The 12,475-nt window shown below is 59.0% G+C and carries 14 protein-coding genes and 3 tRNA genes; 6 read left to right on the forward strand and 11 right to left on the reverse strand.

Annotated elements, in window-relative coordinates; all coding sequences use genetic code 11:
- The first annotated feature begins 108 nt into the window (after nt 1-108).
- Nucleotides 109-597 carry a phage protein NinX family protein gene (locus tag ACUN0E_RS24495; RefSeq protein WP_445568213.1) on the forward strand — a complete coding sequence of 163 codons (489 nt, stop codon included), beginning with the start codon at nt 109-111 and terminating at the stop codon, nt 595-597.
- Between the two features lie 110 nt (nt 598-707).
- Here ACUN0E_RS24495 and ACUN0E_RS24500 read toward each other — a convergent pair.
- Nucleotides 708-784, reverse strand: a tRNA-Arg gene (locus ACUN0E_RS24500).
- A 79-nt stretch (nt 785-863) separates the two neighbouring features.
- A tRNA-Arg gene (locus ACUN0E_RS24505) sits at nt 864-940 on the reverse strand.
- 120 nt (nt 941-1,060) lie between these two features.
- Here ACUN0E_RS24505 and greB point away from each other — a divergent pair.
- Entirely contained in the window at nt 1,061-1,630 is a 570-nt protein-coding gene (greB, locus tag ACUN0E_RS24510; RefSeq protein WP_445568214.1) for a transcription elongation factor GreB, read from the forward strand.
- Nucleotides 1,631-1,793: 163 nt separating this feature from the next.
- Here greB and ACUN0E_RS24515 read toward each other — a convergent pair whose 3' ends face one another.
- A complete protein-coding gene (locus tag ACUN0E_RS24515) occupies nt 1,794-2,939 on the reverse strand; it encodes a porin (protein WP_408222496.1) in 1,146 nt (381 codons plus the stop codon).
- A 532-nt stretch (nt 2,940-3,471) separates the two neighbouring features.
- Nucleotides 3,472-3,723, reverse strand: a complete 252-nt coding sequence (locus ACUN0E_RS24520; protein ID WP_445568215.1) for a hypothetical protein — start codon at nt 3,721-3,723, stop codon at nt 3,472-3,474.
- Nucleotides 3,724-4,161: 438 nt separating this feature from the next.
- Between ACUN0E_RS24520 and ACUN0E_RS24525 the strand changes: the two genes are divergently transcribed.
- Nucleotides 4,162-4,365, forward strand: a complete 204-nt coding sequence (locus tag ACUN0E_RS24525) for a cold-shock protein (protein WP_054037310.1) — start codon at nt 4,162-4,164, stop codon at nt 4,363-4,365.
- A gap of 351 nt (nt 4,366-4,716) precedes the next feature.
- Nucleotides 4,717-5,871: an exonuclease domain-containing protein gene (locus ACUN0E_RS24530; RefSeq protein ID WP_408222492.1), complete on the forward strand. Its 1,155-nt coding sequence runs from the start codon at nt 4,717-4,719 to the stop codon at nt 5,869-5,871.
- 111 nt (nt 5,872-5,982) lie between these two features.
- On the opposite strand, the gene ACUN0E_RS24535 is transcribed toward ACUN0E_RS24530, so the two are convergent.
- The 3 genes from ACUN0E_RS24535 to ACUN0E_RS24545 all read right to left on the reverse strand — a co-directional run bounded on the left by ACUN0E_RS24535 (nt 5,983) and on the right by ACUN0E_RS24545 (nt 8,639).
- On the reverse strand, nt 5,983-6,579 hold the full coding sequence (locus ACUN0E_RS24535; protein WP_445568216.1) for a chorismate mutase: 597 nt from the start codon (nt 6,577-6,579) through the stop codon (nt 5,983-5,985).
- A gap of 288 nt (nt 6,580-6,867) precedes the next feature.
- Complete coding sequence (locus tag ACUN0E_RS24540) at nt 6,868-7,017, reverse strand: hypothetical protein (protein WP_028200145.1); 150 nt, start codon at nt 7,015-7,017, stop codon at nt 6,868-6,870.
- Nucleotides 7,018-7,523: 506 nt separating this feature from the next.
- Entirely contained in the window at nt 7,524-8,639 is a 1,116-nt protein-coding gene (locus ACUN0E_RS24545) for an aldo/keto reductase (protein ID WP_445568217.1), read from the reverse strand.
- A 212-nt stretch (nt 8,640-8,851) separates the two neighbouring features.
- Between ACUN0E_RS24545 and ACUN0E_RS24550 the strand changes: the two genes are divergently transcribed.
- Nucleotides 8,852-9,676, forward strand: a complete 825-nt coding sequence (locus tag ACUN0E_RS24550; protein ID WP_445568218.1) for a LysR substrate-binding domain-containing protein — start codon at nt 8,852-8,854, stop codon at nt 9,674-9,676.
- Between the two features lie 310 nt (nt 9,677-9,986).
- On the forward strand, nt 9,987-10,187 hold the full coding sequence (locus ACUN0E_RS24555) for a hypothetical protein (RefSeq protein WP_408222482.1): 201 nt from the start codon (nt 9,987-9,989) through the stop codon (nt 10,185-10,187).
- A 187-nt stretch (nt 10,188-10,374) separates the two neighbouring features.
- Here ACUN0E_RS24555 and ACUN0E_RS24560 read toward each other — a convergent pair.
- The 4 genes from ACUN0E_RS24560 to ACUN0E_RS24575 all read right to left on the reverse strand — a co-directional run bounded on the left by ACUN0E_RS24560 (nt 10,375) and on the right by ACUN0E_RS24575 (nt 12,396).
- Nucleotides 10,375-10,450: transfer RNA gene (locus ACUN0E_RS24560), tRNA-Thr, on the reverse strand.
- 55 nt (nt 10,451-10,505) lie between these two features.
- Complete coding sequence (locus ACUN0E_RS24565) at nt 10,506-11,522, reverse strand: class 1 fructose-bisphosphatase (RefSeq protein WP_445568219.1); 1,017 nt, start codon at nt 11,520-11,522, stop codon at nt 10,506-10,508.
- A 120-nt stretch (nt 11,523-11,642) separates the two neighbouring features.
- Entirely contained in the window at nt 11,643-12,098 is a 456-nt protein-coding gene (locus ACUN0E_RS24570; protein WP_445570511.1) for a HigA family addiction module antitoxin, read from the reverse strand.
- Between the two features lie 16 nt (nt 12,099-12,114).
- Entirely contained in the window at nt 12,115-12,396 is a 282-nt protein-coding gene (locus ACUN0E_RS24575; protein ID WP_445568220.1) for a type II toxin-antitoxin system RelE/ParE family toxin, read from the reverse strand.
- Nucleotides 12,397-12,475 lie beyond the last annotated feature (79 nt).

Raw genomic sequence — 12,475 nt, forward strand, 5'->3', positions numbered from 1 at the left:
TCGACCGAGGGCGTCTGGTCGCCTTTGGCGGTCTTCGGGCGGCACTCGTTGGAATCTGAACGCACCCGCCTGCCAGCGAGTCTCACCTGAACTTCAGGGAGAACGCTTATGAACGTAGCTGATCTCACCGGCGTGGCGCTCGACTATTGGGTAGCCCGCAGCCTGCACGACTTCGTGCGCGAAATCCACTTTACCGACAGCGGCGAAACCGTCTCGATCCGCGGCAGTGACCGTGGTCGCCCGTGGGACGGCCGTTTTACGCCGTCCACGTCATGGGAAGCGGCCGCCGCGGTGCTGGAGCGTGCGCAACGCTTGGAGGTGCGTGAGCGGACCGATCGTGGTGCGGCACATTGCATCGCAGAATTCGAAGGCGGCCATCGAACCGTGGAAGGGCGAGGAGACTCGTTGCGAACCGCACTGCTGCGGGCGTTCGTCGAAAGTCGCTTCGGCGATAACGTGGGCGATGTGCTACGCGAGGCGCAGGCGGTGACTGGCGAGCGAGCGGAGCCGATCGGCGAAGAGTCGGTGGAAGGTTCGTTCGAGGATGTACCGAGTCCCGACGGGCAAATCGGTGATATTCAGTCGGCGCCGCGATAGTTGCGGTGATGCCTTCGGGCTGAGGGCTTGGCTTGGAGGGGTAGTCGCCGTGAAGCAAAACGGCGACGTAAAAAACAAAGGGCCTTCCGATCGGAAGGCCCCTTTATAGATGGTGCGGCTGGCAGGATTCGAACCCACGACCCCTTGGTTCGTAGCCAAGTACTCTATCCATCTGAGCTACAGCCGCACGCTAAACTTGTGACGCTAAATTCAATGAAACCGGGGTAAAACATAAGGCCTCCCCGGAGGGAGGCCACTTGAATAAGTGGTGCGGCTGGCAGGATTTGAACCCACGACCCCTTGGTTCGTAGCCAAGTACTCTATCCAACTGAGCTACAGCCGCACGCAGAAACGAGATTATAGCAAAGGTTTCAAAAAAGGGAAGCGTGTAACTGCGATTTGTCCCATTGCTCCGATCGTGTACCCTTGATAGGCAGTCGCTTGCTGCAGTTACCGGACCATCATGAACAAGGCCTTTGTCAAAGAGTCGAGTGAAGAGAATGACGACGATCTCGACGTCGCCCAACCCGAAATCCCACCGGGTACAAAAAACTACATCACGCCCGCCGGTTACCGGCGTATGCGCGATGAACTGCTGCGTCTGATCGATGTCGATCGGCCGGAGGTTGTCAGACTGGTGTCGTGGGCGGCCTCGAACGGCGACCGCTCGGAAAACGGTGATTACATCTATGGCAAACGCCGTCTGCGAGAAATCGACCGGCGGATCCGCTTTCTGACCAAGCGCCTCGACATCGCCGAAGTGGTCGACAGCAGCAAACAGGAAAACGTCGACCAGGTTTTCTTCGGCGCGGCCGTCGAATACGCAACGGAGGACGGCGAGGTGCATATCGTGACGATTGTCGGTGTCGATGAGGTCGATCTGGATGTCGGCCACGTGAGCTGGATCTCGCCGATTGCGCGGGCGCTGCTCAAAGCGAAAATCGGCGATACGGTGACGTTGCACACACCGGCCGGTCCACAGTCGATCGATCTACTGGACGTCAAGTATCCGCTGCCTGACACCGGCGGCTAGGCCAATGCATTGGCGTGTCGGGTGAGGCGGGCGAGGGCGCTCGTTCAGGCCGTTTCGACACAATCGCCGGCGCCTGCATTGCAACAGGCACGCGTGCTTTCGGTGAGGCATAAAAAAGGCGCCGCGAACGGCGCCTTCGATACTGCAGGTATTGCCAGCTGCTTTAGAAGCGGTGACGCAGACCTGCGGTCACAGCGATTTGCTTGTTGTTGTTCGAAGCGCCCAGACCGTTGATGTCGGCATCGACGATGGCGTTTTCGTTGACTTGCTGGTATTCGCCTTGCAGGTACACATCCGTACGCTTGGACAGCGCGTACGCCGTTTGCAAGTTGAACTGGTTCCAATGCGGACGCGTCCCGGCCAGGCTTGCGCGAGTGTACGTGTACGAACCGGCGATGCTCACTGCCGGCGTCAGAGCGTAGCGAGCGTTAGCTTCGATGTTCTGGAAGTGAGCGCTGCCGCCGCCGAATGCGATACCGCCCGTTTGACCCGACGCGCCCGCGCCGATGCCGGCCAGACCCGAGAGATTTGTTTGGGTGTACACGAGGCCGACGGTAGCCGGGCCGAACGCATAATTAGCACCTGCGCCCCACGTTTGCTGACGAGCAGCAAAGAATGTGTTGTCGCTCGACACGGCACCGCCCGAATTGAACGCCGCAGCCGCGCCTGTTGCGCCGTTGCTGTTCAGTTGCAGGTAGGCAGCGCCGAGGTTCAGGCCGCCCCAGTTGTACGATGCGCCCGCGCTGTAAGCACGATTGTTGGCGAAGCCGTCAGCCTGGTTTGAGAAGCCGTACATGCCGCCGAACTTGAAGCCACCGTAGTTCACGCTCTGGTACTTGACCGAGTTATTGACGCGGAACGAGTTGTTCAGGTTGTCGTTATCGAACGGGTGCGCGAACTGCGTGCCGCCGTATTGCGTGCCGGTTAGTGCCAGCGGACCCACGTAGTCGACCACGCTGTCGTATTGACGGCCGAGGGTCACGGCGCCGAACTGGTCGCTCGTCAGACCGACGAACGCTTGGCGGCCGAATTCACGGCCACCTTGCTTCAGCGTGCCGTCGTTGATGCCGAAGCCGTTTTCCAACGTGAAGATAGCCTTGAGGCCGCCACCGAGGTCCTCAGAACCACGCAAGCCCCAACGGCTGCCGTTCACCGAACCGCTCGTTTCTTGCCAGTTGCTGTGGCCATGCTGGTTATTCGTATAGGTGATGCCGGCGTCGATCAAGCCATACAGCGTGACGCTGCTCTGGGCATGTGCTGCCGTTGCAAAAACGCCCGTGAGGGCCGCGACCATGAGTGTCTTTTTCATCTTGTAACTCCGAGAGCGAGAATGGGCATTGAACCCAGGCTTAAGGAGACCTTCACGCGGGCGCTGCGAGAGGCGAAATCCGCATGAGAAGCGTGCTGTACTCCAGGCACGCCGGTTTCCGATTACGTCGAGTGTAGAGAGACGCTCGCAAAGTGGATGTTCCGAATTGCGCAATAAAGTATTACTGGATTTGAAACGATAGGCGAATGCCGTTTAAGCCTTGCTGATAAAGGCTCGTGGCGTTATTGCGAGGGAGTGGGAGAGGCGAGTCAATCGAATCGCGTTGTTCATTTGCTACAGTAATCGAGGCAAAAAAACAACACGATAAATCGTAACAAAGGATTGTTGTTGTAATGGAAATAGATGATTGTTGATTGTGCGAATAATCGATATCGTCTCAGCAGTTATACTGAAATCTCTGCTTTCCGAAGCAGACTTTTTCGTTGACGAAAAAGATCTCCAAACCTTTGTCGGCGCGACTTTCCAGTCGCGCTTTTTTTTTGCCTGACGATTGCGGATTCGCGAACGTCAGTTAGTGCGCCGGCGCAACGTCGTCCACTTCGCCCCAATCGGTCGCCACCGAGACGCTCCAGTCTTCCATCACGTAGCGGCGCGCGTCCATGGGGGACGAGAGCAGATTTTGCCAGTGATCCCCGTGCCACATAGGATCGAATTCGAAGACCGAAGGTGACGCGTCGGCTGGCGTGGATTGAACGGGAGCCGTCTTTTTTGCGTGCGACTGGGTGAGCCAGACGATGACGCGGCGGAATTCATTGAACAGCATTGCAATCTCCTGACGCTATTACTTCTTGCTACCGATTTCCATCATGCTGCGATAGATGCGGCGCAACAACTCGGACAAACACTTACTAAAAACATTTCTTGTTACATATTCTGGCCGCGTGCTGAAATTTTTGCCGATACCGATCAAGTTTTAGATTTCTAACGAGTAATTTTGACTTGAAATTATATTCAGTTTTCACTGAATATGGCGTCACGATTTCGATTCGTTTGGCATCGACTTATCGCGCTGCATACTAAGCGAATATGAAAAATTCGCTTGACGTCGATTCTTCGTTCCCCGTATAACGGCAAGGCTGAATTTCAAATGCCGGATCTGATGCGTAGGGCATTTAAAAATGCTCGATCGCGGCTAAAATGGCCATGAAACACAGCTTGAGGGCAATGCCCGATTTTGATAAATCATCGAGGAAACTGGAATATGGAAACTGGTATCGTCAAATGGTTCAACGATGCTAAGGGCTTTGGCTTCATTACATCCGATTCGGGTGGCGAAGACCTGTTCGCGCACTTTTCGGAGATCCGCACCGAAGGGTTCAAGTCGCTGAAGGAAAGCCAGCGCGTCTCGTTCGAGGTCAAGGCCGGCCCGAAGGGCAAGCAGGCGGCGAACATCCAGCCGTTGTAAGTCGCACGGCGCTGCGCTGCGTGTGCCGCTGGGCAATCTGATCGTCACAAAGCCTTCGCCAGATGCGAAGGCTTTTTTATTGCCATTCGTTATTGACGCTGTGCCTGACGTTATTAACTACCTGGTTCGGATTAGTTAAGGGAAAGGGTGGAAGACAAAACAGTGAAGTTGGAATTTCAAATCGGTGTCGTAAAAACATAATAATTCGCGGTTTTACGGGCGGCTCATGGGGCGTGCGGGGATTCACTTTTCGTGTCGCCTGGCGACAAAGGCAAAGCAATGCTGGCTGGGTGCGCAGCGGCTAACTGGTGCATACTTGCCGCAAAGCCACGCGTCCAAAGTATCCCTTTCATGTCTGAACAGTTTTTGCCGGAACCGGCCCTAGATGTGCCGATCGTCTTCGTCGACCTTGAAACCACCGGCGGCTCGACCAGTGAGCATCGCATCACCGAAGTCGGTGTGGTTGAAATAGGACCTGCCGGCGTGTCGCGCTGGAGTAGCCTGGTCGACCCTCAGCAATCGATTCCTTCATTCATTCAGCAACTCACCGGTATTACGAACGCGATGGTGCGGGGCGCACCAACGTTCGATGCCATCGCGCCTGCGTTATTCGAACGTCTGAAGGGCAAGCTGTTCGTCGCGCACAACGCCAGTTTCGACCGCGGCTTTCTGCGCGGGGAGTTTCGCCGGGCCGGAATCGCGTTCGATCCAGATGTGCTGTGCACCGTGCGCCTGTCGCGTGCATTGTTTCCCGCGGAGAAGCGCCACGGGCTCGACGCGTTGGTCGAACGTCATGGTCTTGTCCCGTCCGATCGTCACCGCGCGCTCGCCGATGCCGATCTGATCTGGCAGTTCTGGCAACGTCTGCATGGCGGTCTCGTGCCGCCGGACGTGTTGCAGGCGCAAATTGAGCGCACCACCCGGCGCTACCGGCTTGCGGGCGACATCACCGAAGATCTGCTCGATACCGCGCCGGCCGGATGCGGCGTCTATGCGTTCTACGGAGAAGGCGATTTGCCGTTGTATGTCGGGCGAAGCGTACGTGTGCGGCAGCGCTTGCGTTCCCATTTGACTGGTGAGCGGCGTTCGTCGAAGGATATGCGGCTCGCGCAGCAAGTGCGGCGTGTCGAGTGGCGCGCGACTGGCGGCGAGCTGGGCGCCATGCTCGCGGAGGCGCAGTGGATCGCGACGCTGCGCCCCGGCCATAACCGGGTGCCGCGCGTCACGAAGAGCGATCCCGTGGATGCACCCTGGCCGTTCGAAGGTCCGATCGTATTTGAGGAGCGCGAAGAAGCGTCGCACGCGCGCGCTTTTCATGTTGTCGACCGGTGGCGTTACCTCGGGCTCGCGCCTTCGCTCGCGCAGGCAGCGGCGCTGCATGCTTCGAGTGTGGCCGGGCCATTCGAGCTGTCGACGTATCGTCTTCTGCAGAGCCATCTTGCGCGCGGCTTGCGTGTGATGCCACTCAGCGTCTCGAACGGCACGCCTGCGCCAAGCCTGGCTTAATTAAGGGGTTTTACCCGGCCAGCGGCCGGCTGCTTGGGACGGGTTCAATCCGGGCCTGAGCACGGCAGACTGATGGGTGTTCCAAGCCGTCGATTCGATCGCACAGACCGATCAACCCGTTGCGCCGACTCCACCCGCTTCGCAAACGTGACCGAGAGCGCGTGTCAAGGCGCCCGAGCGGGTCGAGTCGTAGCGCGTCAGCGATTTCCAGTTAGCCAGCGATTGCGCCACGCGCGACGGACAATCCTGCGCCGTGCGCAGCGGTTGTACGCGCGCGAGTCCGGCGACAAGCGACTGCGTCAGCCTGTCCAACTGCGGCCTCGTGCTGGTGGCCAGGTCGGGCGCAGGGCCTTCGGGCGGCCGCGTGCTGCGCCAAGTGGCAAATAGCGCGTTTTGCACGTCCTTGCTGGCGTCGATCTGATCCTGGAAGAAGGCGTGCGCAAACGCCGGATCGACGTTCGCGGCGACTGCGCGCTTTTCGACATCGGCGAGCAACGCGTTCTCGCGCGGCGTATCCGTGATCGCCTGATGGTTTGCCCACTTCCAGCGTGCAACGGGCTCCGCGAGGGCGAGGCGCTGCGAGGCCAGTGCTATCAGACTGGTCAGCGCGGTGTCGTCGCCGTCCGCGACGGCCGGGGCGGGCGCGAGCGCAAGTGCGGTGAACAACGCGAGCGCGCACAACGTTCCAAAGCGATACGAGCGATTCATGGAAGGCGGGAGTGGCCGGTAGGCCGCGGAAGAAAAACCAGAAGAATAGACGATGCGTGGCTCAAGCGGGCGCGTTGAGCGATCGGAAAACAAACTACCAGGGGATATTTAAAGACGCCCGTCGGAGACGCGCGCTATCAATGCGCCGGGCTGCGTAAGCCAGGCGCCGCGATCAGGCCGGCGTAACCCGCGCCGCGAAATCGGCAAAAGACAATCGTAGGGGCGCGTGAGAACATGCGCCGCGCGCCGGACGCGCGGACGCTGATGCTGCATCGCGCCACTGCACAATTACTTCGAGTCGCACGACTTGCGTTGTTCGTCGAAAAATGCGCGAACATGCTCAGGCAGTTCGGCACCCAGAAACTCGACGCCAGCGGGTTCCGGATCCGGACTAAAAACTTTATCCGGGGTCGGAATCTTCGGTGGTTTGGCATCCATGATCTCTCTCCTTTACAAACCGATTATCTGCCTCGGTCCCCGTTTTACACCAGTGTCTGATGCGGCTCACATGTTGTTTGTTGCTTTAACGGTACAGGCCGACATGGGAACAGAATGTTTGAATAGAATTTACCGGTTGACTGTGCACAACTGAATTCGCCGTAGCCAATCGAAACAGTCCCATATCCCCGCCGTTCCCTTCTCAGCCTTACCCCGCATACCTCAGCGGATTATCTCCGTTGCATCACGGTACCGCCTGTTCATTGGTGTTGATATGAACAAATCACTGCGATTTTTTGTGCACTGCCGCATCGGCAGGATTTTCTCTGCGTTAGGCCGAACGTTCGTTAATTACCGATTGGTTTAGCACGTTCATTCAGCCCCCTAATTATTTGTAAACGAACGATTGCGCCACTTCGTTGACGAACGAGAATACTTTTCGACATATTTTTCGCAAGTAAAACGCGCCGCGCTCTGGACGAAGCGCGGCGCTCGCGGGGGGATTTTTACGCGTTTGGCGCCGGAATTCTCACGGGTAGGGAGTAGGCCGCGGGTTTGTTGGCGACTTCGACTTGTCCGTGAATCCGCGCCTGATGGCCGTCAGCAAACATGTAATACGGGAACGGGCGGGCAGGTTCCGAGGCGGCGTCGAGCCGTGCGATCAACTCCGGCGCGGGCGTGAAATCGAGCGAGCCGAGTGACTCCTGCAACTGCGCTGGCCGGGTTGCGCCGACAATGATGCTCGACACGCCGCGCTTCTGATGCAACCAGTTCAGTGCGACTTGCGCCATCGGCCGCCCTGCCAGATTTGCAACGGCCTCCAGTTCCGCGACGATGCGAAAATTGCGCTCGGTCAGCTTGTCGAATCCCGGCGGCGGCGCACTGGCCATGCTCGCGAGGCGCCCGTCGCCGGAGGCATGGCTTGCCGCCGCGCCTTGCGAAGGACGGTATTTGCCCGACAGCATCCCCATACCCAGCGGACTCCAGGGTACGAGCCCCATGCCCAGATTGGCGGCGAGATCGGCGAACTCGTTTTCGGCGTTGCGCTCGATCATCGAGTATTCGAGCTGCATCGCCGCGACCGGTTCGAAGCCGCGCCAGTCGGCAAGTGTCTGCGCGCGCCCGGCGAACCACGCGGGCGTATCCGACAGGCCGACGTAGCGGATCTTGCCCGCGCGTACCGCGTCGTCCATCGCGCGCATCACTTCGTCTACGGGCGTGACGCGATCCCACGTGTGCAGGTAATAGAGGTCGATGTAGTCGGTGCCCAGACGCTTGAGCGAGCCGTCGAGCGCACGCAGCAAATTCTTGCGATGGTTGCCGCCCGCGTTCGGATTGCCGGTCTCGGCGTTGTAGCCGTATTTGGTGGCGATCACGACCCGGTCGCGTAGACCGCGCGCCGCAACGAATTTGCCGAGCCATTTTTCGCTGGTGCCTTCGGTGTACAGGTCGGCGGTATCGATGAAGTTGCCGCCGGTCTCCACATACAAGTCGAACAGACGTTGCGCTGATTGTTCGTCGGCACCCCAGCCCCATTCGGTACCGAAGGTCATCGTGCCGAGTGCGATCGGGCTCACGCGAAGGCCTGAGCGGCCGAGCAGGTTGTAGCGGTCCATCGTCATATCAGTCTCCTGGCGTGTCAGGCGGGAAGAATTGAATCGATGGAGCTATCGTGCGCCGATTTTTTACTTGGGAAAATGCCGTCCGTCTGCAAGGATTGTGAAGTGTGACTTAATAATGGAGGTCGCGATGGACCCAGCCCAGTTGCCGGCGTTGATGGCGTTCGCGTGCGTGGCGCGCCACGGCAGCTTCACACACGCGGCCGCTGAAAACGGTGTGTCGGCAGGCACTCTCGCAAAGCATCCGTTTGCTCGAGACGCAACTGAACGTGCGCCTGTTCAACCGGACCACCCGGCGTGTCGCTCTAACAGAGGCTGGCGCGCAGTTTCTCGCGCGCGTGCTGCCTGCGCTGGGTGATCTGGAGGCGGCCTTCGAGGCACTCGATGAAACCCGCGATCAGCCCGCCGGCACGCTGCGCATCAATTTGCCGAGGGTCGCGAGCGAGTTGCTGGTGCTGCCGCATCTAGTCGAGTTCACGCGCCGCTATCCGCAGATCCGTCTCGACCTGACACTCGACGATGGTTTCGCCGATATGGTCGGCGAAGGTTTCGACGCGGGTATCCGGCTCGGCGAACGGGTAGCGCAAGACATGGTGGCGGTACCGCTGGGTGGAGATATCCGCATTGTCGTAGCCGGCTCGCCAGCATACTTCGAACGCTATCCAGCGCCGGTGACGCCTGCCGATCTCGCAGCTCACGATTGCCTGCATTACCGCTTCTCAACGAGCGGTGGCATCTATCGATGGGAGTTCGCACCGCCCGACGATCCGTCGCGCGTGTTTGAAGTCGAGACACGTGGGAGTCTCGTCACCAACGATCTGCACACGATGGTGCGGGCGGCGGAGCAGGGCGTGGGTCTCCTGCATGTGATCGACGATTACGTCGACGAACAACTCGAAGACGGCCGGTTGGTGCGTGTGCTGGACACGTGGTGCCCGAGCTTTCCTGGTTTTTATCTGTACACGACGAGCCGTGCGCAGATGCCGTTCAAGTTGCGCGCGCTGATCGATTTCCTGAAGGAAAAGCGTGAAGTCCGGTAGACCTCGCGCGTTGCTTCGGCTTCATGCTGCGAGCCGTTGCCTCAGATAGGTCGTTGAGCGGCTCTCGTTGGTGCGCGCATCTTCAGTCGGCGGACCGCTCGCCACAGCAGAGCGATTGCGGATGGCGTCCATGTTGACGAACCGTATGCTCATCCTCACGCCAAAACATCGTCACCTGATGCCAGGTCGGTCAACGCGCGAGCCGCCGCCTATCATTGAAGAAGCTATCTGCGGCGCACGGTGCGGTGGATAACGGACGCGCCAGGTCTGCCGCGGAAGATGGCTGTCTTAGCCCTTCTGAGAGTTCGCCATGGAAAACGCTGTCTATTGGAAAGGACGCCAGGTCGGAATCGAGTGTGCCGGCAGGATATTGTGGTTTGCGTCAGCACCGCAGGAAGCGATGTTGGCGTATGGCATGAAGCCGCCTGAGAACGTGATCGCTGAAGACGCTGTGGTTGTGCGCAATCTAGGCGTGACCGCGCGATCCGATCGATTGGATTTTGGCGATTGAGAGGGGGCAGCCGTGGTGGGTTAGTGCGGGCAGAGTTGGCGTTGAAGTAACGGCAGTCGGCGTTGACCGGGACGGAGGTAGTTGCGCCTCCGAGGATTTCAGAAAACAGGCGCAAGGATTAGCAGAAGGCAGGTAACAGAAAGCAAAAAGCCCAGTCGCGATGACTGGGCTAAGTGCTTGAATCTTGTGGTGCCGGAAAGAGGAATCGAACCCCCGACCTTCGCATTACGAATGCGCTGCTCTACCGTCTGAGCTATTCCGGCATCAGGAGAAACGAGATTATAGGGACTTTTTTAGGAACTTGGCAAGCCCTGGCGATTACTTTTTTGTTTCGAGATGGTAGCGGGTGACGCGGTCGACTTCGTTCTTCGAACCGAGGAATACCGCCACGCGCTCGTGCAGGCTCTTCGGCTGGATGTCCAGAATACGCTTCTCGCCGTTGGTCGCGGCGCCGCCCGCCTGCTCGACGATGAACGCCATCGGGTTCGCCTCGTACATCAGGCGGAGCTTGCCTGGCTTATCCGGCGTGCGCTTGTCCGCCGGATACATGAAGATGCCGCCGCGGTTCAAAATGCGGTGCACGTCGGCCACCATTGACGCGATCCAGCGCATGTTGAAGTCGCTCTGGCGCGAACCGTCGTTGCCGGCCTTCAACTCGCCGATGTATTTCTCGACCGGCGGATACCAGTGCCGCTCGTTCGAAGCGTTGATCGCGTATTCACGCGTTTCAACCGGAATGCGCATATCACTTTGCGTGAGCACCCACGAACCCAGTTCGCGGTCGAGCGTGAAGCAATTCACGCCGTTGCCGGTGGTCAGCACCAGTACGGTTTGCGGGCCGTACACCGCATAACCTGCCGCAACCTGCTGCGTGCCGGATTGCAGGAACGACTGTTCGGTGGGCTGCTGGCCGTCCGGGCAGCGCAGCACCGAGAAGATCGTGCCGATCGACACATTGACGTCGATGTTCGAGGAGCCGTCGAGCGGATCGAACACCAGCAGGTATTCGCCCTTCGGGTAATTGGCCGGGATCGGGAAGAACTGTTCCATTTCCTCGGACGCCATGCCCGCCAGGTTGCCACCCCATTCATTTGCTTCGAGGAGGATTTCGTTCGACAGGATGTCGAGCTTCTTCTGCACTTCACCCTGGACATTCTCGCTGCCCGCCGTGCCGAGCGCGTCGCCCAGCGCGCCCTTGCTGACGTGGTAGCTGATCGCCTTGCACGCGCGCGCGACAACTTCGATCAAAAGGCGCAGGTCGGCCGGCAGGTTGTTGGTTTCGCGCTGCTGCTCGATCAGGTACTTCGTGAGAGTGGTACGACGTTGCAAAGCCATTGCTGTACTCCGGGGGCTTGAGGAATATCTCGATTTTAACCGCTCGCTGTGTCGGTTCCGTGCTTTTGAGGTGCAAGGGCGTGCGTTCGTCTTGCTGAACGCTGTAAAGACCCATGAAATTCAGGCTTTGCGGCGAGCCTTAATAGCAGTGACGGTGCCGGCGAGGCGGGCGGCAAGCGCTGCGGCACGGGCGTGTTCGGCTGAGACTTTCGGCATTTTTCGCCGGTTCGCCTTGGGCATCGGCTCAATTTCGCGTTCGATCTGCTCGCCGGCTGCCGCGGTGGCGACGCGTAGGTCGTAGGCGATCTGCAAATTCAGCCAGAACGGCGCGCTCGCGCCAAAGTAGCGTGCGAGCCGCAGCGCGGTGTCGGCCGAGATGGCGCGCTTGCCACGCACGATGTCGTTGATGCGCGGCGCCGGCACGCGCAGCGCAAGTGCGAGCGCATTGACGGACATGCCGAGCGGTTCGAGGAACTCGGAACGCAGAATCTCGCCCGGATGGATATCCGGAATGCTTTCGCCCGTGCCGATGTCCGCGAAATCGATGCTGTCCAGATCGGAGCGTTTGATGACCATGCCGGTCTCCCAATAATCAGTGATAGTCGACAATTTCGACATTCAGCGCTTCTCCGTCGACAAAATGAAAACAGATGCGCCACTGGGCGTTGATTCGAATGCTCCACTGCCCGCTGCGCTGACCTTGCAAGGCTTCGAGCCGGTTACCAGGCGGCGCATGCAGGTTGCGGATAGATCCGGCGGCATCGATCATTAACAGCTTGCGGCGTGCGAGCGCCTGCATGTGAAGCGGTAGCGAATGCACGAACTTGCCCTGAAAGATTGCCGCTGTAGCCTTGTCGCCGAATGTCGTGATCATGGGATCATATAACGCGTTGCGTTAAACGTAAACCGTTAAATGAGTACGTTTACTTTCACCCTGTCGAGCCGATACGAAC

The organism is Paraburkholderia sp. D1E (assembly GCF_052682275.1).

Coding starts and splice junctions, on each gene's coding strand:
- ACUN0E_RS24545 (WP_445568217.1), bottom strand. CDS start 8,639: ATGACGATGGACCGCTACAACCTGCTCGGCCGCTCAGGCCTTCGCGTG.
- ACUN0E_RS24535 (WP_445568216.1), bottom strand. CDS start 6,579: ATGAATCGCTCGTATCGCTTTGGAACGTTGTGCGCGCTCGCGTTGTTC.
- ACUN0E_RS24495 (WP_445568213.1), top strand. CDS start 109: ATGAACGTAGCTGATCTCACCGGCGTGGCGCTCGACTATTGGGTAGCC.
- ACUN0E_RS24520 (WP_445568215.1), bottom strand. CDS start 3,723: ATGCTGTTCAATGAATTCCGCCGCGTCATCGTCTGGCTCACCCAGTCG.
- ACUN0E_RS24515 (WP_408222496.1), bottom strand. CDS start 2,939: ATGAAAAAGACACTCATGGTCGCGGCCCTCACGGGCGTTTTTGCAACG.
- greB (WP_445568214.1), top strand. CDS start 1,061: ATGAACAAGGCCTTTGTCAAAGAGTCGAGTGAAGAGAATGACGACGAT.
- ACUN0E_RS24570 (WP_445570511.1), bottom strand. CDS start 12,098: ATGGTCATCAAACGCTCCGATCTGGACAGCATCGATTTCGCGGACATC.
- ACUN0E_RS24575 (WP_445568220.1), bottom strand. CDS start 12,396: ATGATCACGACATTCGGCGACAAGGCTACAGCGGCAATCTTTCAGGGC.
- ACUN0E_RS24540 (WP_028200145.1), bottom strand. CDS start 7,017: ATGGATGCCAAACCACCGAAGATTCCGACCCCGGATAAAGTTTTTAGT.
- ACUN0E_RS24525 (WP_054037310.1), top strand. CDS start 4,162: ATGGAAACTGGTATCGTCAAATGGTTCAACGATGCTAAGGGCTTTGGC.
- ACUN0E_RS24530 (WP_408222492.1), top strand. CDS start 4,717: ATGTCTGAACAGTTTTTGCCGGAACCGGCCCTAGATGTGCCGATCGTC.
- ACUN0E_RS24555 (WP_408222482.1), top strand. CDS start 9,987: ATGGAAAACGCTGTCTATTGGAAAGGACGCCAGGTCGGAATCGAGTGT.
- ACUN0E_RS24565 (WP_445568219.1), bottom strand. CDS start 11,522: ATGGCTTTGCAACGTCGTACCACTCTCACGAAGTACCTGATCGAGCAG.